We start from the raw sequence: 21,738 nt of genomic DNA on the forward strand, positions 1-21,738 counted from the left end.
AAAAAAATATCCAATTACTTGTTTTGTGGGGTGGGCGTCTCGCCCGCCCTAAACAGGGGAGACGCCGATTCCACTGGATAACTTATTTTTTGTCTGAAGCACGGTTACCTTAGGCATTAAGTACCAGAACTTAACCCAACACCTAACACCTAACACCTAACACCTAACACCTCATACCTCATACCTAACACCTAACACCTAACCCTCAAAACTCAATTGACACAGTACTAGCTTAGTTTGAGCCCCTGACTAGACCTTAGAGGCTCAAGGGTTGCCATAATTTTTGTAAAGTATAATGAATGATTTATTCGCAACTACATGGCTGATACAACTGCCTGGGTGAATCTCCTCACCCCCTTACCATTCCTCCCCCCTGAACACCCTCTCCCATCCCTATTGGCAACAGCAACTGAAGCCACTGCTAATGAAGCAGAAAACGGTTCACTGGTTCTTGCAGGAGTGCTATTGAGTCTAGTGGTGATCTACTTCGCCAGTAAACTCGGAGGCGAAATTTGTGCTCGGATTAACTTACCACCCGTATTAGGGGAATTGGTCGGTGGTGTAGTTGTCGGGGTTTCTGCCCTAAATCTGCTAGTTTTCCCAGAAGGGGGCAGTGGGGCTACCAATTCCGTAATGATGACCTTTCTCCAAACTACCGCTGGTCTAACCCCAGAAGCTACCAACTCAGTATTTCAGTCTACTAGCGAGGTGATTTCCGTCTTGGCGGAACTCGGCGTGATCATCCTGTTATTTGAAATTGGACTAGAGTCTGACCTCAAAGAACTGATCCGTGTTGGTCCGCAGGCTGCTGTGGTAGCTGTAGTTGGGGTGGTTGTCCCCTTTGCTGCTGGTACTGCTGGTTTAGCTTTCCTATTTCATATTTCTGCTGTCCCTGCTATTTTTGCTGGTGCTGCCCTAACTGCCACTAGTATCGGGATTACCGCTAAAGTCCTAGCAGAAATTGGACAGCTCAGTTCTAAAGAAGGGCAAATTATTATTGGTGCTGCCGTACTCGATGATGTCTTAGGAATTATTGTCCTGGCTGTGGTGGCTAGTCTGGCAAAAACTGGGGAAGTCGTGATCACTAATGTGATCTATTTGATTATTAGTGCTGGTGTCTTCCTAGTTGGAGCAATTCTAATCGGTCGCTTCCTCGGTCCGTATTTCGTTGCCTTGGTCAAGGAAATGAAAACACGAGGTCAGGTATTACTGACAGCACTCATTTTTGCCTTTGTCTTGTCCTATATTGCCACAGCTATCCAATTAGAAGCCATTTTAGGAGCCTTTGCTGCTGGGCTAGTCTTGGCAGAAACGGATAAACGTCGAGAATTGGAAGAACAGGTCCTACCAGTGGCAGATATACTTGTGCCGATCTTCTTTGTTACAGTGGGAGCCAAAACTGATTTGAGTGTCCTTAACCCAGCAGTTCCCAGTAATCGCGAGGGTTTGATCTTGGCAACTTTCCTGATTGTGGTGGCAATTCTTGGTAAGGTGATCACAGGATTGACAGTCTTTGGTCAATCAGGAATTAACCGCTTGGCTATTGGGGTTGGCATGATTCCCAGAGGTGAAGTGGGGCTGGTCTTTGCTGGTGTTGGTTCAGCAAGTGGTGCTCTTTCAGAAGCGACTGAAGCAGCGATTATCATGATGGTTATCTTAACGACTTTTATTGCTCCGCCTTTGTTGCGGTTGGTCTTTCAAGAGCCATCTGAGCAGGTGGAAACAGCTGGAGAGTCTTGAGACTTTTTCTAATGGTATCTGAGCTTGCTGAGTGAAGACAATTATTGATGCAGGATTCTTGAAGAATCCTGTTCAATTTAGTTGATTGTGTATGCTTTAAGATTTGACAAAGCTAAGTGTGTTAACTAAAACCAAATTTTCGATTCAGAGAAACCCGTGTATACTGAAACTCTTGAAACTTAACCAAGCTACTCTACGTCCGAGTCTGTTAACGGTTTTAATAAGATTAATCAGATTAATCTGATTAATCTGACAGACTAGACATTGCTTGACTGGGCTATTAATTAGGGGTATTCATCGTGAGCGGTTAGGGATTAGCGGTTAACTATAGCCGACTCTAGGCAGCTGTTGGGGTCTAATACTTAACCGCTAACAGCTGCTATAACCAATTGCTATAACCAATTGCTATAACCAATTGCTATAACCAATTGCTATAACCAATTGCTATAACCAATTACCTAATATACATGATACAGGAGTAAGAATTGTGAGGTTTCGCTGGCTACTGCTACTCTCCAGCTCTTTGACATTTTCTCTATTTTCATTGGCGGCTCAAGCCCGTGAACTACTATTTTGGCAATATGATCGCAATCAGAATCGCCTGGAATTTACCACTGATGTGGGTGTACAACCCACAGCCCAACTCATTTCTAATCCTACCCGGTTAGTCATTGATTTGCCGGGAATTAACGTCGGAGGTCCATCAACAAATCAGCGTCTAAGCGGGGCGATTCGGGAAGTGCGAGTGGGGCAATTTGAGAGACAAACCACTCGGATTGTGGTTGAATTGGCTCCTGGTTACACTATAGACCCCCAGCAGGTAAAATTTCGGGGTATTAGCCCCAATCAGTGGACTGTACAATTACCTCAGCCCTATCGAGGGTCACTGCCGGTTCTGCCTAACCCAGCACCGCCATCCCTACCACCGGCTCAGCCGCCGACCCGCACTCAATCCCCTCCACCACGGCCAACTATTCCGAGATCCAATCCAACTATTCCGAGATCCAATCCGGGGATTCGCCGCCAAGGCTTTCAGATCAATAGAAATGGATTTTTTATCAGTACCGATGGTGGGAAACCCATCATTCAAATCGAACGAAGTCGCAATAACCGCCGCATTAACATCGACCTAGAAGGGGTTACGATTGCCGAGAGTCTGTTAGGGGAAGATTTGGAGGTAAATCGCTACGGGGTTAGCAAAATCGAGTTTGAAAAGAAAAAAGAGTCCCCACCGATTGTCCGGATGACCCTGAATGTGGATAGTGACAGCCCTGATTGGCTGGCATCGTTCAGTGAAAGATTGGGAGGGGTGTTGATTTTCCCTAGGGGTGTCCCGGCTCAAAGGTTAGATAATGGACCAACATCCAAAGTGCCAACCAAACCGATTCAATCCCGTGGCTCGGCTAATACCGGTAAGTTAGCCACCATTGGGTCAGTGGAATTGGCTAGCAATCAGACTCAGCTGTTGATTAAAGCTAACCAACGGGTCAGAGCCACTAGCAAATGGGATCCTCGTTCAAAGTCTTACCAAATTACTATACCGAATGCCAAACTAGCTGAGAAGTTCAGTGGCCCTCAACTTAATACCACTAGTCCTGTATCAGAGGTGATGGTGCGGCAGGAGGACAAAAACACAGTGCTGATTCTGGTACAGCCATCAAACGGTACCCGAATTGGCAGCCTCAATCAGCTCAATGATCAGCTGTTGGCTCTGCAACTAAGACCATTTCTATCAAGCAGGCCAACCAGGATACCCCCGCGCTCGATTCCTGTGCCACCGCCTAACTCGATTCCTGTGCCACCGCCTAACCGGACTCGCCCACCAATTCCCAGACGTCGGGTTCCCAAAGAGCGCCTGGTAGTGGTCATTGATGCCGGACACGGTGGCAAAGACCCTGGTGCTATTGGGCTTGGGGGTATACAAGAAAAAGATGTTAATTTGTCGATTTCCCGACAGGTGGAAGCGCTGTTGGAAAAACAGGGGATCCAGGTTGTCATGACCCGCTCAGATGACCGATTCATCAGTCTGGATGGACGAGTTCAAGTGGCAGAACGGACGGATGCTGATTTATTTGTCAGCATCCACGCCAATGCTATCGGGCGTAACCGACCAGATGTGAATGGATTAGAAACTTACTACTACTCTACTGGTCAGAGTCTTGCCCAAACCATCCACTACACTATCTTGCGGAGCGTGGATATTCGTGACCGACGTACCCGACGGGCGAGGTTTTATGTGCTCAGGAAAACCTCCATGCCAGCAGTTTTGGTAGAAGTTGGTTTTCTAACTGGCTATGAAGACTCCGCTAAACTGAAAACTGCCGCCTATCGCAGCCAGATGGCTAGAGCGATCGCTCGTGGCATCCTCCTATACATTCGGCAAAATCGGTTATATTCGGCAGAATCGGTTGACCTAAGTTGAGTTCTGATATTTTGTCAATTCTTAATTGATAATTGCTAACCTATAATCTAAGCATTTTCTTGTTTTGAGCGAAACCAAGTAATCTGTTTCTTGCCCCTGGGTGGGTAGGTGCCAATTCTTAACCAATGATCAATAACCCAATTTTGATCTCTCGAACTCAACCCCAGAGTAGTCCCATCGGGATTTTCGACAGTGGTGTGGGGGGTCTGACTGTTCTGAGGGAACTATACAAACAACTACCATCCGAATCAATTGTTTACTTTGCTGACACAGCACGGCTACCCTACGGTACCAGGTCTGCGGATGAAATCGTGCAGTTCGGCTTCGAGATTCTCAGCTGGATGGTGCAACAGGAGGTCAAAATGGTGGTGATGGCCTGCAATACCAGCTCGGCTCTGGCATTGGAAACTCTGCGTAGTGAGTTTGATATCCCAATTCTGGGGCTGATTCTACCAGGTGCCCGTGCGGCAGTCCACCAAGGTCGTCGCGTTGGGGTGATTGCTACACCAGCTACGGCTGCCAGCAATGCTTATCGAAATGCTATTTTAGAGGTTGAACCAACTGCTCAGGTATGGCAAGTGGGTTGTCCGGAGTTTGTGCCATTAGTGGAGCAAAATCGCTTGTACGAACCCTACACTACAGCTGTAGCACGGCAGTACCTGGAACCTTTGCTAGCAGCCCAAATCGATACCCTAGTTTATGGCTGTACTCATTATCCCCATCTAGAACCGATCCTGCGGGAAATATTACCCCCAGACGTTAAATTGGTAGACCCAGCAAAATACGTTGTTGCTGCTGCTGCTCAAGAACTGGATTTAATTGGAGGGCGGAATACTGGGGAGGCAAGACCAACTCGCTTTGGGGTCAGCGGTTGTCCTCAACAGTTTGCCCAACAGTCCCTACAATGGCTGGGTTACACTCCAACAGTTGAAAAAATACACCTACCACAGGTGTCAATCCCTACGATACATTATGGTTCTTTCCGTGATGGCGAGCAATCCCTCGCCATCACGGAAAGCGCACCTTTAGAATCGGTAGATTGACAAATAATAGACCGATTTTTCCTACCATAAATTTGGTTGTGGAGGCAATTGTTAACCCATCCCATTTTCCTTAGGTGAAGTCCCCTGTGAGCAACGACTTCACCTATTTTAGTTATTATCATGATTAATTTTTCGCAATTTTTTCGGTCACTTTAACCCCTTTAACTAACCCTAGATCTAAATCAAGCTAAATCAAGTTTTGGCTCGGCTTGTCATATCATCTCCGGATAATTACCCTTAATAATCTGTCGCCCACGGGAACGCGCACCAAGAAACGGGAAAGGGGAATTACTAGTTTTGTAAATTTTTGTTTCAAACTTATCACAATTAACGTAAAAGCGAAAACTCATGCTGAAGACTAATTTAGTAACTCAAAAACCTAGTGGTTGAGTAAGCAGTCAGCTATGAGCTTAGTCAAGAAACAGAGTAAACTCATGGGATTTTTTTCCTGGGAGACTCTTGTATCTTAAAATCTGGTTTGTCGCTTCTTTTGACCCATTGCAAATTACCAATTCCTAATTTACCCTTAACCTTTACCCAGAGAAAATCAGGAATATAATAATTAGTAAAGCAGATTTTATCGCAAATAACGTTACGTTTATTTTATAAGTCATCCAACTATGTCAGGTCTAACTATTAAAGACATCAACACCGATAGCATTTCTGTAGAAGAACGCTATGCACTTGACATTCTAGTCAATCTGCCAGTGCCTCAGGTTAGTAAACTCCAAGAATTAATGGAATTGGAGGTAGAAGACGTTATTAGCCCTATAATTTTACAAAATTTTATTGAACTGTGTCAAGAATGCGGCTTGGACTTGTCTGAGGCAGGAGTCAATCAGTTTAAAGACGCTAACAAACTCGGTAATACTGGAGCTGTCAGAGGAATTATTGGTCCTCAAACGGCTCAGTTTTACTTTGATGCTATCATCAAGAAAGTAACACCCGAGTTGCCACCAGGTACCGATAGAAACATTAACCAAGCTGGTTTAGATCTGGTTAAAGAGTTTGAAGGACTCCATAAAAGGTGCCCCGATGGCAGAGTAGAAGCTTATATCGATCCGGTCGGAATTCCTACTATTGGATGGGGTCATACGGCTGGTGTTCGCATCGGAGATATCATCACTGTTGAGCAAGGGGAGAAATTGCTCAGACAAGATTTAGAAAGTTCTGAATCTACGGTGAGTAATCTTGTCAAAGTATCACTGACTGATAATCAATTCTCTGCTCTAGTTAGCTTTGTGTTCAATATAGGACCAACAGCGTTTAGGCGCTCGACATTATTACGTAAGTTGAATCAGGGTGATGATCAAGGGGCTGCCAATGAGTTTCTTCGTTGGAACAAGGGTGGTGGTCGAGTCCTATTAGGCTTGAGCAAACGCAGAGAAGCGGAGCGTAAACTGTTTCTGAGCTAAATCAAATTTAAGGTTAAATGTTAAAGGTTGAACGCGATCGCGTGGCCTTTTGGCCAAGGTTGAAGGTTGCAGGTTTAAAGGTTTAAAGTTAAAGGTTGCAGGTTGAAGGTTTAAGGTTGAAGGTTGAAGGCTAAAGGTTGCAGGTTTAAGGTTGTCATCCAAGGCTAAACCTAATCCCTAACCCCTAACCCCTCTAAGTTTGGCAAAATGTATAATAAAAGACCTATCACCCAGTAAGGTCTTGCAATTAAGTCCCGATAAATCGGTATAAAACGGTATTTATCGGTGTAATACAGACATTGACATTTAAATAGCGCTAGAGTATTCTTGAAGTGAGTGTAGGACATAGCAGTTAACGATGCCCAAAAAAGTAGGAGCAGCCAAGAAAATATCGACTCAGGTCGTCCCCGTGGTGGGGATAACCAAGTCGGTTGAACTTGAGTTGCAGTCTACGATGAAAAAATTAGGCATAGTCAGGGCTGAATCTTACAATAAGCTGGGTAGCATTAATCACTGGGGGCTGGACTGGAAAAAGGCGGTGCCAGAAGTAAAAAGTTTTAGGACTCCCGACACCCTAGGGTTGCCTGCCAAATTGATGGATTGGACTGTCAATGATGTAGCAAAAGCTATCACAGCGAGCCAGGCAGCTTGCACTGATGCGGTAATTAAGAAAATCTACAAAAGGTTTCCAGGGAGGGACGGCCAAAAGATAAGAAAGGAGCTTTGTAAACAGCTATTGACTTTAGCTTTTCTAGATAATCCATTGCTGCATAGACTTGTTAGGAAGGAATTTCAGCGAGGGCATTCCTGGGTCAAGAACAGAAACGTCTATCAACAAGTAGGGTATAAATGCAAAAGGCTCTCTCGTAATACTTACCAACTAGAGTTGGCTGGATTAAGGAGAGGAAAGAGAAACAAAATAACCGTTAGGTCTAATCGAAAAATAAAAGGTCAGATTAGACTGGTATACAACCAACTCTTGGAAAGGTTTGAAATTCACTTTCTAGTAGACTATGGAACTGTAGAGATTCTTGCCGACCGCCGAGCAATTGGAATAGACAAGGGATACACTGAGGCTTTCTATGATTCAGATGGCCAGGCGCACGGGAAAAGATTGGGTAGGGCGACAACTAAGAAGTCCGTTCGCGTAGCGTGGCCTTTTGGCCATCGAATATATGCTAAAAACCGCAACAGAGGAAAACTCTGGGCGATACATAGAAAATTATAAAAAATAGACCCAGCCAAGTCGGCTCGAATACTCCAAAACAATCTGACCAGGAAAACTGAAAATCGCCGATACAGAAAAAGCCAATCAGAGATAAAGGCGATTATAGGAGCCGCATCTAAGTCCCTTTTTAATGGGCAATCACTAAAAGTATTTGCTGTTCGCGAAGCGTGGCCTACGGCCTTAGATTTAACACAACCGATAAGAAATAAACGCCAGTCCAAAGCTATATCCCGAAAACTCAATAGTTGGATGAAAGGAGAGATGCGGGACTCCTTGCAGAAATGGGCTAATTGGACTGGGTCGGTTGTAACAGAAGTCCAGCCTAGCTACACGTCGCAAGTTGACTCCGTGACTGGAACCCTATTAGGGAAAAGGAGCGGGGACAGCGAACCCATATTCAATGGGGTCGTGTTGCAGGCTGACCACAATGCTGCTAAAAACATCCTTGCTCGGGGTACAGACTTCGAAATTTCCCGGTACATGACTAAAACTGAGGTTCAAGCAGTATTGTTGCGCCGTACCGCGCGTTTCTTAAAAGGTATGGGACTGAGTCTAGCTGATGCAGTTGAGCTTGGATGGCTTGACTCTAATAAGCATAGCAGGACTCGGGCTTTTAAGGAACTCCTTGCTGAGATGCAAGGAACGTCTAGATAGATGAATGGCAGGCTCAACTCCAATTGCCGTACGACCATTCCTCACTCGGACAACAATATATTGCACCTTGACCCGTGGTACCGGGTTTGCCCCGATTAATCTCGGTTTAAGAGTATCTCATTACTCACCTTACGGAATTCCCAAGGCTGAAAGCCCCGTGTTTTTAAACCGGGGATGAAAGCCAGTTAGCGACTTTAGTCGCCTAGATGCAATTTCACCAAAAAGGTTGACACTTGCCTAGCGCTAGAGTATCATTTAGATATGGGTACAGGCTGAAAAACCGAGGCTGAGCCGGGTCAGAGACCCGTAACTTATTGACCTAAAAGTAGTAATGCCCGGAGGGTAGGGAAAGTCCTCCTTTCTTGATGCAATAGCGAGTGGGGGAAACCCCCAAGACCGCGCTGCATCGCTAAAAACCCAATCATCAACTAACAATTGGTGTGTGAACTCAGCAAGACACAACTTGAGAGAAAAATGGTACGGCGGGGCACGCCGGAACCAAGTGAAACAGGAAAGCAACGGACTTTATAAGGCACTTTTCATAAAGTAACTAAACGCCTAAGGAGACTAGCCCGCTGGGTCTTTCGTGAACTAGACTAGGATCTTTGTCTTGACGGGATTCAGGTTTAGATATTGCCACTCGGACACGGAGGTTTAAGGCCGGTCGTAGATCTAGGAATCCCCGTCTTTTTAAAGCGGGGAGTGTCAACAAATCAAAAGTTTATTTGGGCTACAGGCATGACCAAACAAGCACCTACCTCCTTGCTTTCCCTAACAGTGGCACCGACTCAAGTAGTGCGTTGTTCGTTGGAAGACTCAGGAAATGCGATCGCACGGCTGGGAAATCGTCCTTTGATTGTAGGAGGCCAGCATACTCTCGCTACCCTAGCCTCATCACTGGAATCGGTTTTGGAACAGCATCAACTCATTTATGAATGCGCATCCTACAGTCCTGATTGCAGTGAGAAGTCTTTAGCTAAACTCTCAGAAGCTGTTGCTGCTCATCAATCTGACTTAATTATTGGGATTGGCGGTGGTAAGGCGTTGGATACTGCTAAAATCCTAGCGCACCAGTGCCAGTTACCTGTGGTGACTGTACCTACCTCTGCTGCTACCTGTGCTGCTTGGACAGCTCTATCTAATATCTATTCTGACCAGGGGGCTTTCCTGTACGATGTTGGACTTGACCGTTGCCCAGATTTATTGGTACTTGATTACAGCTTGATTCAGACAGCGCCCCAACGTACCCTAGTTGCCGGGATTGGTGATGCCTTAGCGAAGTGGTACGAAGCTTCGGTTAGTAGTGGTAGCGCTACAGATACTCTAATTATTGCGGCTGTCCAACAGGCAAGGGTATTGCGAGATATTTTGTTCCAAAAGTCGGTTGATGCTCTAACCCAACCTGGTAGTGAAGTTTGGCGGGAAGTTGTCGATGCAACAGTTTTACTGGCTGGTGTGATTGGGGGCTTGGGTGGAGCTCGATGTCGTACTGTTGCTGCCCATGCTGTACATAATGGTTTAACTCATATACCAGCAGCTCACGATTCTTTACATGGTGAAAAGGTGGCTTATGGCATTTTGGTGCAGCTGCGTTTGGAAGAAATGCTTCAGGGGAACCAACTGGCAGCATCAGCACGGCAACAGTTGCTGAAGTTTTATGGTGAGCTTGGTTTGCCCCAAACTCTCCAAGACCTGGGATTGGGGTCGATTACCTTGGCTCAGTTACAGAAAGCAGCTGAGATTGCCTGTGGGGAAAATTCTGATATTCATCGGCTACCGTTTAAGGTGCTTCCAGAACAGCTGATGGCAGCAATGGTTTCTACTAGGGTACTAGTTGAGGGCAGTCGTAAGGAGTTAAGTTTGGCAGCGGTTGAAGGTTGTTCGCGTAGCGTGGCCAAAGGCCAAGGTTGTCTGTCAGAATGAAGAATGAAGAATGAAGAATGAAGAATGAAGAATGTGTAATTATACATTCTTCATTCAAAAATGTTGCAGGTTGCAGGTTGTAGGTTGAACGGTGTTGGGTGAACGGTGTTGGGTGAACGGTGTTGGTTTTGAGCTCAAACCTGATAACCTTTAATATTACTAGCTAATACTACTAGCATTTTCCGATACTTTTTAGCTACCAAAGTCTACCAAGATAGACCAAGGCCCGCCAAGGCAAGATGCAATAGCATCCAGGGGGTATCTCCGCTCTGACGGAATATCCCGCGAGCGCCATAAAAATGTCAAAAAAACTGGTTCCACCGGGATAGAGAGCGCAACTATTAAACCCTTGGTTTTCGGCTTTAATTTAAGTTACATAGTAATCCCTGTCGGTGTTACCCTAATTTAAGTCTAACAAATAATAAGAGTTTTTGGTTGACTCTGCGACATTTTCTCTAGCTGTTTACTAACCCTTATACTGGCTCTCAACTCCTTCCCGTAGCGTGGCCTTTTGGCCAAAGTCAAAAATTATAGGTCTTGACCTTCAACCGGCTAACTTCCAAACCTGACACTGATAATGGTAGATTTGATTACCCCAGCACAACGACTAAGCGCACTCCCTCCCTATGTATTTGCTCGTTTAGATGAATTAAAAGCAAGAGCCCGTGAGCAAGGGCTGGATTTGATTGACTTGGGGATGGGTAATCCTGATGGTTCAGCACCGCAGCCGGTGATCGAAGCAGCGATCGCAGCCTTAAAAAATCCCGCTAACCACGGTTATCCTCCGTTTGAGGGGACTGCTAGTTTCCGTCGGGCAATTACGAATTGGTATCATCGCCGCTATGATGTGGAGCTAGACCCAGACAGTGAAGCTTTACCTCTGTTAGGGTCTAAGGAAGGACTAGCTCACCTAGCCTTGGCCTATGTGAATCCGGGAGATTTGATTTTAGTACCTTCTCCTGCTTATCCGGTCCACTTCCGGGGTCCGTTGATTGCTGGGGGAGAAATTCACAGCTTGGTTTTGAAACCGGAAAATGATTGGCTGATTGATTTAGGGGCGATTCCGGATCAGGTTGCCCAACGAGCTAAGATACTCTATTTTAACTATCCCAGTAATCCGACCACCGCTACCGCCCCAAGGGAGTTTTTTGAAGAAATTGTTGCGTTTGCCCGTCGGTACTCAATTCTGCTGGTACATGACTTATGTTATGCGGAATTAGCATTTGATGGCTATCAGCCTACTAGCTTGCTGGAAATTCCTGGCGCTAAAGATATTGGTGTAGAATTCCACACCCTATCGAAAACTTATAATATGGCTGGCTGGCGCGTTGGCTTTGTAGTGGGGAATAGCCGCATTATTCAAGGGTTGCGTACTTTAAAAACTAATCTGGACTATGGCATCTTTGCTGCCTTACAAACCGCTGCTGAAACCGCCTTGCAACTGCCAGATGTTTACCTTCAAGATGTCCAAAACCGTTACCGCCGCCGCCGAGATTTCATGATTGAGGGTTTGGCCGAGTTGGGTTGGCAGATTCCTAAGTCCAAGGCAACCATGTATCTGTGGGTTCCTTGCCCAATAGGGGTAGGTTCAACGGATTTTGCCCTGGATGTTTTGCAGCAAACTGGAGTAGTCCTCACCCCGGGAAATGCTTTTGGCATCGGGGGTGAAGGGTATGTGCGGGTTAGTTTGATTGCGGAATGCGATCGCTTGGGTGAAGCCCTCAATCGGTTGAAACAAGCTAATATCCGCTACCAAGCCGAAACAATGGTTAAGGTTGAAGGTTGAAGGTTGAAGGTTGAAGGTTGAAGGTTGAAGGTTGCAGGTTGAACGCGATCGCGTGGCCTTTTGGCCAAGGTTGAAGGTTGAAGGTTGAAGGTTGCAGGTTGAACGCGATCGCGTGGCCTTTTGGCCAAGGTTCGAGGTTGCAGGTTGAACGCGATCGCGTGGCCTTTTGGCCAAGGTTGCAGGTTTAAGGTTGCAGGTTGAACGCGATCGCGTGGCCTTTTGGCCAAGGTTGCAGGTTTAAGGTTCGAGGTTGCAGGTTGCAGGTTGTAAATTAGTGCAGGGGAGCAGGGGAGCAGGGGAAAGAGGGGCGAGACAGAGCCGAATTTCACCATTGGTTCTTTTGCACAAAGGATTTATATCATGTCGGGATAATTACCCTTAATAAAAATCTCCCCCATCTCCCCATATTCCCCTCCTGGGAGGGGTTAGGGGTGGGTTCCCATCTCCCCACACTTCCCACCCTCCCCACACTTCCCACCCTCCCTCTTATTATGGCTATTCAACCTGACTTGATATTAGGATGTCTATCGTTTATAAAAATTTATCAAAACTAGAACATTAGCTTTACCTAAATTTTATAAAAGAATCTATTAACGCAATCCAAAATCATTCCACCAGTGTAGCACCAAAAAGTTATGCCACACTGGCAACCTTGTGAGCATTTAATAAGCCAATATACTAAGCAGTTAATCTCATTTAACTATCAGTAAAAACTCCCACACACTTAGTAAAAACTTAGTAAAAACTTAGTAAAAACTTAGTAAAGTTATGGGATTACTATTTATAGTTATATAGATTTATTTAAATTAATCTCAATAAATAAGTAAATGAAAATTATGTCTTTAGTTGTGTTTCTTTTGATTTTTTATCTAGCTATACTAACCACCGATTTATAAAGTTAAGATAACTTACGCACCCAGACGTGTAAAACATCGGTAATTCTCTGTTCCCCGTTTCCCGTTTCCCGTTCCCTGTTCCCTGAGCCGAAGCTTCCTAGCTAAATTACTGTGTAATTTTTCATAATTAACTGGATAATAAAAAATGACGAATAACTTATCAAATTGGTTACTAGGTCTGAGAAATCGCCACTTCTTACTCATTGATTTGATTATTTTCACGAGTACGCCAGTATTAGCTCTAGTCCTGTTCTTAAACAATCATTTAGATATCAAGCCATATCAATCTGGACTGATACTGGCAACCATTCTGTTCCTAGTCGTTAAACTAACTGTATTTTATACCTTCGGTCTCTACAAGCGTTGCTGGTCTTATGCCAGTATAGATGAACTAGAGCAGATAGCCGCACTTACTGCTGCTGCTATCGTCATCCAAACGTTATTGTTTCACTGGTCTAATGGTTTAACCAATTTATCCTTGAATAGCCTGCCTAATTCCTTGCCCTTACTTGACGGTATACTCAGCATGTTGTTTGTCGGTAGTCTTCGTTTCAGTGTTCGTGCAGTCGAAAGAGTCAGCCAAAGGCATAGGAAGTTTCATCGCCGGGACAATGTACTGATTGTTGGTGCTGGTAGTGCAGGGGTTGCTCTAGCCCAGGATATGCAAAAGAATCCTTCCCTGGGTTTTAATCCTGTCGCCTTTATTGACGATGACCCTAAAAAGCTCAATTTAAGAATTAGGCGACTACCTATAGTTGGTAATCGTTATGCCATTCCTGATGTTGTTCCCTCTCTACGTATTCGCAAAATTATTATCGCCATGCCTACAGTACCTGGGCAAGTTATTCGGGAAGTTTTAGATATTTGTCAATCCACAGGAGTACCAACTAGTACTTTACCTGGGATTAATGAAATCCTCAATAATCCTATCCGTGTTGGTAGTGTTCGGGATGTCAAGATTGAAGACTTGCTGCGTCGCGAACCTATACAAACTGATGTTCAGCGTGTGGCTAAGTTTCTGAAAGGAAAGATAGTTTTGGTGACAGGAGCAGGAGGCTCTATTGGCAGTGAACTTTGTCGCCAAATTTTCAAGTGTCAACCCTCAGAAATGGTACTTTTGGGACATGGAGAAAACTCCGTGTTCCATATCCAGCAAGAACTAAACCAGGTTTTAGAACTACTTGAATACGATCGGTTAGAAAATGAAAGACTTCCCAATCTTAACACTATTATTGCCGATATTCGATTGACAGGTCGGTTAGAGTATATTTTTGACCAATTCAGACCAGATATTGTTTTCCACGCTGCGGCTCACAAACATGTGCCAATGATGGAATTAAATCCTCCGGAAGCGATCACAAACAATGTGCTGGGAACCAAAAATTTGCTGGATCTCTCATTGCGATATGGTGTAGAACACTTTGTGATGATTTCAACGGATAAAGCAGTTAATCCCACCAATGTTATGGGCTGCAGCAAGCGAGTGGCAGAAATGCTGGTGCTACAAGCGGCTCAAAGGAGTGGTAGGCATTTTTCTGTGGTTCGTTTTGGCAATGTTCTCGGTAGCCGAGGTAGTGTTGTTCCTACCTTTAAGCGTCAAATTGCTGGTGGGGGTCCGGTGACTGTTACCCACCCTGATATCTGTCGCTATTTCATGACAATTCCAGAAGCAGTTCAATTGGTTTTGCAAGCCTCAGTGATTGGTCAGGGTGGTGAAGTCTTTATGCTCAATATGGGTCAACCGGTCAAAATTGTTGACTTAGCCAAAGAACTGATTCGCCTGTCCGGGTATGAAGTGGGTAAGGACATTGACATTGTCTTTACCGGACTGCGACCAGGAGAAAAGTTATTTGAGGAACTGCTAATTCCTGGAGAAGAATATGAACCAACCCTACACGACAAATTGCTAGTAGTTAAAAATGCTAGTCACATGGTTTCCCAAAATCTTGACTATGCAGTAGAAGCACTCCGGAAAGCTGCAGCTCAAAATTATACCAATCTAATTTTATTCTTGCTGGAGCAACTGGTACCAGGATACACCCCTAAATACCAAAAAACTACTCCAATCCTAAATCTCTCTTCGGATATTTCTAAGATAATTACGAGTGATGACAATATTAAAGTGTTGGACAAGTGTTATCACCAAGCCAACGGCCAAGTTACCCACACCAAAAAAATTGGGTTCTGGGAAATGGAAGATTATTTGCAAAATGCTCTAAAAAATCAGGAGTTGCAGCTTTACTACCAGCCGATTATGCTCCTAGAAAACGAGCATATTAATAGTTTTGAAGCATTGTTGCGCTGGCAGCATCCTAACCTAGGATTGATTTACCCAGAAGAGTTTATGCCAGTAGCAAAAGCAACTAGCTTGATTGTTCCCATTGGTTGGTGGGTAATTAGAGAAGTTTGCAATCAACTACGGTCTTGGCAACAACTGTTTCCTACTCAAACACCGATAACCATTAGTGTTAATTTGTGTCGCCAACAATTATTACAACCTGATTTAGTTCAGCAGATTAACCATATTATCAAGAAAACTAACTTGGATGCTTATCGTTTGAAGCTAGAAATACCTGAGAGTTTTATTCGTAAAAATCCTGAGGAAGCCATGGTGGTGCTTTCCAAACTTAGAGCCATTGGGGTTCAGTTAGAATTGGATAATTTTGGTATTGAGACTTCATCGGATATCAATTATATCCATGAAGTATCTAACTCTATCTATGGAGAGTTTAATGGCTTAAAAGTTGATCGCTCTCTAGTCAGTAAAATCAATACGGATAACAGAAATTTAGAACCCGTTCAAACCGTGGCTAAACTAGCCAATGATATTGGTGTTGATCTAATTGCCACCGGGGTAGAAACATCAAGGCAAATTGATCAACTAAAAATCCTCAACTGTAAATATGGACAGGGCTACTTTTTCTCCAAACCCGTAGACGTTGAAGCGGCGATAACTTTGATTGGAGTTTAGCTAAACTCGACCAATGGTCAGAGTGCGGTTCCAGAAGTGAGGTAAATCTCGATTAGCGCTACTAAGGGGAGTGGAAAGCGGGGGAGGAGGGGGGAGAAATTTGGTGTGTAGCTCATCCAACTGAAAATCGCTATAAAACTTGAGAATCAATTAGTCTAAAAAAGCAATTATGGTGATTAGCAAGATAGCAAAATACGGCAAGTTAGTCTTTTTACTAGGGATATTCACCACTGTTGCTTGTCATACTATGACAACAGCTCAAACCTCTAACGTGACTACGGTTTATCAAGGAAGTGATGAACACTTTTCCAATCCAGAACGAGGCTTTTTTATGCCTTTTACTCCTCTGGACAATACATCAAATTATTCCTTACAGCTGTCTGATCTACAAGAGGTTAGGAATAACCAGATGACCTTAGTACGTAAGGTTTACGTAATTTCAGAATTTAGAAATAAACCGTTATCAGAGTCTTTTCTACAAACCCTATCCCAGGATTTGAATACTGCTCGACAAGCTGGGGTTAAATTAATCCTACGGTTTGCCTATAATTGGGTAGGAGGTGGTGAAGATTCATCCCGCGATCGCATACTCTCTCATCTGGATGATCTGCAACCGATATTAGCATCAAACTACGATGTTATCGCCTACATGGAAGCAGGTTTTATTGGTTACTGGGGAGAATGGCATAGTTCTTACTATGGTTTAGATAGCAACAATGAAGATAGAAAAGCTATTTTGTTTAAACTCCTGTCGGTGCTACCCAGTGAACGGATGGTTGCTCTACGATACCCCAATCATAAAATGGCAATTTTTGATCAGGTAAATCCTCTTACCCCTAATGAAGCGTTTAATGGTACTAACCGAGGGAGAACTGGAGCTACTAATGATTGTTTCCTAGCTAGTATTGATGATTGGGGGACTTACAGCGATACGGATCGGGGGATAATAGAAGAAGAAAAAGCATTTTTAAATCTGGATAATCGGTATGTGGTACAGGGGGGAGAAACCTGCAATCCTAGTTCTTTTGACGATTGTCCCAATGCCTTAAATGAACTAGAACGAATGCGCTGGAGTGCATTAAACTACAAACCGGGTGATGCCACTGATATCATTGAAGACTGGGAAACCCAAGGGTGTTTAGAGGAAATTAAACGTCGTTTGGGCTATCGCTTCCGTCTGGTCAAGTCAGTTATTCCTACTAGGGTAAAACCCGCTCGTACATTCTCGATACAATTGGAAATTATCAATGAAGGATGGGCTAGTCCTTACAATCCTCGGCCACTGGAAATTATTCTCCGTCACCGTGTCACTCGTCGCGAATACCATTTACCTATAGACGAGGATCCTCGGATGTGGATGCCTGGTAGTACTCAGGTTATTAATGCTGTCACTCGTACTCCAGACACAATTGAAACTGGAACCTATGATGTTTTCTTAAATCTACCTGATCCAGCTCCTCAATTATATAACCGTCCAGATTATTCCATCAGACTTGCTAATCAAAATCTCTGGGAAGCCTCTACAGGCTACAATTCCCTATTGACTAGCCTTGTTGTTAATTAAACTGTAAGCTAATGCGCTATGGGCATTAGCTGATAGCTGATAGCTGATAGCTGATAGCACCTCAAGTAGCGTGCGCATAGCGCATTAGGTGAATGCTTACCTACGGATAGAGACTATGAGAGTTTGGTCAGGGCAGAGCTTGCTTATCTACTGTAAAAAGCTAGTCAATGGCTCGACGAATAGCAAGATTTTTCGCGCAATTGTAACTGTTGGTTTGTTGACTGCTTTTGTCAAAGTTTCTTCTATTATTAAAGAATTAGTAGTTGCCTGGAGGTTTGGTACTGGGGATGAATTAGATGCATTTTTCATCGCTTTATTGGTTGTGTTTTTGATAAAAAATGTAATCGCTGAATCCCTTGATACTGCATTTATTCCTACCTATATCCGTGTACGAGATCAGGAAGGAATGGCAGCCGCTCAAAAACTGTTTTCTGGAGTAATGATCTGGGCATTAGTACTGCTGAGCTTCACTACTATAGTAATGGTAGCTACTGCTCTGGTTTATTTACCATTGATTGCCTCTGGGTTTAACCCCGAAAAGTTAGAGTTGACCTTCCATCTACTTTGTTTAATGGCACCCGTAGTTGTCCTTACTGGGATTGCCATCATTTGGAGTGCTGTTTTGAATGCTGGGGAACGTTTTGCTCTAGCAGCTCTATGTCCAATGATGATTCCGGTGATTAGCATCCTATTGATATTAGGATTTAAGTCTTTGGGAATCTTTGCCTTAGTTGCTGGATTAATTGGTGGTACAGTTCTAGAGCTGATAATTCTGGGAATAGCACTGCATCGTCAAGGTATTTCATTACTGCCAAAATGGTATGGATTTAATGAGCCTATGCGCCAGGTAGCTAGCCAGTATTTGCCAATGATTGCTGGAGCATTATTAATCTGTAGTGCTGCTCCAATTGATCAAGCCATGGCAGCTATGTTGTCTCCTGGTAGTGTGTCTATACTTAACTACGCCAACGGTTTAATTGCTTCTCCCATTAACCTAATGAGTATTGCGATCAGCACTGCGGTAATTCCCTATTTTTCTAAGATGGTTGCTAGTCAGGATTGGCACGGAATCCGTGGCACCCTTAGGTATTATCTGCGGCTGATATTTTTGATTACTGTACCCCTAAGCATAATTCTAATTGTATTTTCTCATCCGATAGTTCAGGTAGTTTTTGAAAGAGGTTCATTTACCTCTGACGCTACTAATTTAGTCGCTCAATCTCAAGCACTTTATGCCTTCCAAATTCCTTTTTATATTGCTAATATCCTAGTGGTTAGGCTGGTGTCAGCTATGAGACTTAACTATATCCTGATGTGGGTATCTGGATTTGATTTAGCCATTAATATCATCTTGAATATTATCTTTATGCAATGGCTGGGAATTAAAGGCATTGCCTTATCCACTAGTTGTGTGTATATCTTTTGTTTCTCATTTATGCTCTTATTTACCCAAAACCAAATCAAAAATAAAAACCCTGAAAAACAATTATGCGATTAACACTAGTGACGTCATCTCTCTCCTGTGGAGGTGCTGAGCGAGCGGTAGCTTTGCTAGCAAAAGGATTCTTTAACAAGGGTTATCAAGTTGATGTGGTAACAATTGATGACACCTATCTTGACTTTTATAAATTACCCGATGGGGTTAATCGAGTAGCCCTTAATATCGCCAAAAACTCACCAACTTTTATTCATGGCATTTGGAATAACCTCTATCGTCTGTGGGTCTTGAGGCGAACCATTAAATCTCTCGACCCTGATGTCGTCATTTCTTTCTTAGATCAAATCAATATATTGACCCTGTTAGCTCTTTTTAAGACTAACTATCCGGTTCTGGTAAGTGAACAGAATGATCCTCGGAAAAGTTCTAGTGGTAAAGTGTGGGATAGATTGCGACATATCACCTATTCCTTTGCGGATAAAGTGGTGAGCGTAGGGGATGGAGTGAATCAGTATTTTGACTGGCTTTCCCAAACCAAACGAGCAGTAATTTATAACCCATTGGCTAGTATTAATCCCAGACCTAGTATGGACAAATTCCTGGAAACTAAAGGAGCTGATCTAACTAAAAAATGGATAGTTGCTATCGGACGGCTTACCAATCAGAAAGGTTTTGATATTTTATTATCTGCTTTCAAAAAACATGCTGATCGGCATCCAGACTGGCAACTTATAATTTTAGGAGAAGGGGAGCTTCGTCCAGAGCTTGAAAATCTCAGAGATAAATTAGGTTTAACTAATCAGGTTCTCTTTCCTGGGGTTGTCCGTAATCCCTTTTCAGTCTTAAAACGGTCACAATTATTTGTCTTGTCTTCCCGCTTTGAAGGGTTACCAGGGGTTTTAGTTGAAGCACTCGCTTGTGGACTCCCCGTTGTTTCAACAGATTGTCCTAGTGGTCCACGAGAAGTTATTCGTGATGGGGTGAATGGAATTTTGGTACCCAGTGAAAATGGGTTAGCCTTAGCTACAGCAATGGAGCGTTTAATGTCGAATGAGGAAGAGCGGAAACGTCTAGCCTCTTATGCTCCAAAAATTACAGAACAATTTTGTTTAGGAACAATAATAGAACGCTGGGAAACCTTATTTAGTGAAGTTATAAGCTAAAACACATTGAAAATGAGTTTTAGCAATGCAAAAGGTAAAATACAAAAGGTAAAAGGCAAAAGGCAAAAGGGTAATGGGCTCTATCTTTTTTATTTAATTTAACTCTATATCAAGTTAAATCTACAACAAATTAAAGCCAAAAAAAAACAGCCAAAAAAAAATCACCACTAGATTTTTGTGTTATGATGTAAATTCAATCTTGCTTACTCCCTACTCCCTACTCCCTACTCCCTACTCCCTAAAAAAATGTACCTCACCCAATTGAAAACTGCTATAAAGTATGATCTATAAAAGAATGATGGATACAAGGCATATCGCTTTTTTTCTACCTGCTCTCTATGACGGTGGCGCAGAACGGGTAACGGTTAACCTGCTCAAAGGGATGTTGGAAAAAGATGTGCAGTTGGATCTAGTTCTTGCTAGTGCTGACGGACCTTATCTAAGCCAAGTCCCTAAGCAGGTGCGTCTAGTTAACTTGGCAGCCGGACGAGTTGTGAAAGCAATCCAACCCTTGTCACGTTACTTACGACAAAACAGACCTTGTGCCCTAGTGTCTCATCTAGCTCATGCTAACGTCATTGCTGTAGCAGCCAGGGAGTTAGCTCGTACCAAGACTAGATTAGTGTTGGTGGAACACAACACTTTATCAGCTTCTAAGTCTCAGTTAATGCGAGCTAAATTGGTGCCACCACTGATGAAATGGTTTTACCCTCGTGCTGATGAAATTGTCGGAGTTTCTAAAGCAGTAGCACGGGATTTGGAATGTCAACTTGGTTTTCACCAAGGAAAAGTCAGAGAAATTTACAATCCAGTGGTTAATCATCAGCTGATCGCCAAATCAAAAATGCCTGTGAGCCATCCTTGGTTTAACAAAGACGCTCCTCCTGTCTTTTTGGCTGTTGGTAGATTATCACCTCAAAAAGATTTCTTGACTCTAATCCAAGCGTTTGCACGTTTAAGAAAAAAAATGATGGCTCGTCTGGTGATTTTAGGTGAAGGGGAATCCCGAGGCGAATTAGAGGCAACGATTAACAGGCTAGGAATTGCAGAGGATGTTTCTATGCCAGGTTTTGTCGAGAATCCTTATGCATACATGAGTAAGGCGAATGCATTGGTTTTGTCTTCTCGCTGGGAAGGGTTACCAACTGTGTTAATTGAAGCAATGGCATGTGGTTGCCAAGTAATTGCTACAGATTGTCCTAGTGGTCCAGCGGAAATTTTATCAGCAGGACAATATGGCATTTTAGTACCAGTCGGGGATTCAGCCGCTTTATCATTAGCTATGTTACAAGTACTTAAATTTCCCTTGATTCGGGATAAATTAATGGAGCGGGCAAGGTACTTTTCTACTGAGCGAGCAGTTTCTGAGTATTTGGCTATCTTGAACTAAAGTCGTTAGGAAATTAAAAATTAAAAATTAAAAATTAAAAATTAAAAATTAAAAATTAAAAATTAATTTAAATTATCATAAATACCTTGTGATTATATAGCATTC

Annotated in this window: 15 protein-coding genes; 13 read left to right on the plus strand and 2 right to left on the minus strand. The window is 43.5% G+C overall.

Annotation, left to right across the window (positions count from 1 at the left end):
* The first annotated feature begins 318 nt into the window (after window positions 1-318).
* From F6J90_RS23715 to F6J90_RS23730, 4 genes are all read left to right on the plus strand, one after another.
* A complete protein-coding gene (locus F6J90_RS23715) occupies window positions 319-1,740 on the plus strand; it encodes a cation:proton antiporter (RefSeq protein WP_293099061.1) in 1,422 nt (473 codons plus the stop codon).
* A 487-nt stretch (window positions 1,741-2,227) separates the two neighbouring features.
* On the plus strand, window positions 2,228-4,162 hold the full coding sequence (locus tag F6J90_RS23720) for an N-acetylmuramoyl-L-alanine amidase (protein WP_293099064.1): 1,935 nt from the start codon (window positions 2,228-2,230) through the stop codon (window positions 4,160-4,162).
* Between the two features lie 125 nt (window positions 4,163-4,287).
* Window positions 4,288-5,205, plus strand: coding sequence for a glutamate racemase (gene murI / locus F6J90_RS23725; protein WP_293099067.1), 918 nt, complete (start codon window positions 4,288-4,290; stop codon window positions 5,203-5,205).
* Window positions 5,206-5,825: 620 nt separating this feature from the next.
* Window positions 5,826-6,620, plus strand: coding sequence for a lysozyme (locus tag F6J90_RS23730; RefSeq protein ID WP_293099070.1), 795 nt, complete (start codon window positions 5,826-5,828; stop codon window positions 6,618-6,620).
* Here F6J90_RS23730 and F6J90_RS23735 read toward each other — a convergent pair.
* Window positions 6,570-6,782, minus strand: a complete 213-nt coding sequence (locus F6J90_RS23735) for a restriction endonuclease (protein ID WP_293099073.1) — start codon at window positions 6,780-6,782, stop codon at window positions 6,570-6,572. The genes F6J90_RS23730 and F6J90_RS23735 overlap by 51 nt on opposite strands.
* Before the next feature lie 196 nt (window positions 6,783-6,978).
* On the opposite strand from F6J90_RS23735, the gene F6J90_RS23740 reads away from it, so the two are divergent.
* The 4 genes from F6J90_RS23740 (at window position 6,979) to F6J90_RS23755 (ending at window position 12,211) form a co-directional block, all read left to right on the plus strand.
* The gene (locus tag F6J90_RS23740) at window positions 6,979-7,848 is read left to right on the plus strand and encodes a hypothetical protein (RefSeq protein WP_293099076.1); all 870 of its coding nucleotides are present in this window, start codon (window positions 6,979-6,981) and stop codon (window positions 7,846-7,848) included.
* Between the two features lie 261 nt (window positions 7,849-8,109).
* The gene (locus F6J90_RS23745; RefSeq protein ID WP_293099079.1) at window positions 8,110-8,502 is read left to right on the plus strand and encodes a zinc ribbon domain-containing protein; all 393 of its coding nucleotides are present in this window, start codon (window positions 8,110-8,112) and stop codon (window positions 8,500-8,502) included.
* A gap of 738 nt (window positions 8,503-9,240) precedes the next feature.
* Window positions 9,241-10,425: an iron-containing alcohol dehydrogenase family protein gene (locus F6J90_RS23750; RefSeq protein ID WP_293100726.1), complete on the plus strand. Its 1,185-nt coding sequence runs from the start codon at window positions 9,241-9,243 to the stop codon at window positions 10,423-10,425.
* Between the two features lie 574 nt (window positions 10,426-10,999).
* A complete protein-coding gene (locus tag F6J90_RS23755) occupies window positions 11,000-12,211 on the plus strand; it encodes an aspartate aminotransferase (protein WP_293100728.1) in 1,212 nt (403 codons plus the stop codon).
* Here the strand turns inward: F6J90_RS23755 and F6J90_RS23760 are convergent.
* Window positions 12,175-12,543 carry a hypothetical protein gene (locus F6J90_RS23760; protein ID WP_293099082.1) on the minus strand — a complete coding sequence of 123 codons (369 nt, stop codon included), beginning with the start codon at window positions 12,541-12,543 and terminating at the stop codon, window positions 12,175-12,177. The genes F6J90_RS23755 and F6J90_RS23760 overlap by 37 nt on opposite strands.
* A gap of 709 nt (window positions 12,544-13,252) precedes the next feature.
* On the opposite strand from F6J90_RS23760, the gene F6J90_RS23765 reads away from it, so the two are divergent.
* The 5 genes from F6J90_RS23765 to F6J90_RS23785 all read left to right on the plus strand — a co-directional run bounded on the left by F6J90_RS23765 (window position 13,253) and on the right by F6J90_RS23785 (window position 21,633).
* The gene (locus tag F6J90_RS23765) at window positions 13,253-16,078 is read left to right on the plus strand and encodes a polysaccharide biosynthesis protein (RefSeq protein WP_293099085.1); all 2,826 of its coding nucleotides are present in this window, start codon (window positions 13,253-13,255) and stop codon (window positions 16,076-16,078) included.
* Between the two features lie 169 nt (window positions 16,079-16,247).
* Entirely contained in the window at window positions 16,248-17,642 is a 1,395-nt protein-coding gene (locus F6J90_RS23770) for a DUF4832 domain-containing protein (protein WP_293099088.1), read from the plus strand.
* A gap of 139 nt (window positions 17,643-17,781) precedes the next feature.
* A complete protein-coding gene (locus tag F6J90_RS23775; protein ID WP_293099091.1) occupies window positions 17,782-19,140 on the plus strand; it encodes a lipid II flippase MurJ in 1,359 nt (452 codons plus the stop codon).
* A complete protein-coding gene (locus F6J90_RS23780) occupies window positions 19,131-20,243 on the plus strand; it encodes a glycosyltransferase family 4 protein (protein ID WP_293099093.1) in 1,113 nt (370 codons plus the stop codon). Before F6J90_RS23775 ends, F6J90_RS23780 begins: the two co-directional genes overlap by 10 nt.
* A 280-nt stretch (window positions 20,244-20,523) precedes the next feature.
* Window positions 20,524-21,633, plus strand: coding sequence for a glycosyltransferase (locus F6J90_RS23785; RefSeq protein ID WP_293099096.1), 1,110 nt, complete (start codon window positions 20,524-20,526; stop codon window positions 21,631-21,633).
* The last annotated feature ends 105 nt before the right edge of the window (window positions 21,634-21,738 follow it).

This window comes from Moorena sp. SIOASIH, assembly GCF_010671925.1.
Taxonomy (GTDB): Bacteria; Cyanobacteriota; Cyanobacteriia; order Cyanobacteriales; family Coleofasciculaceae; genus Moorena.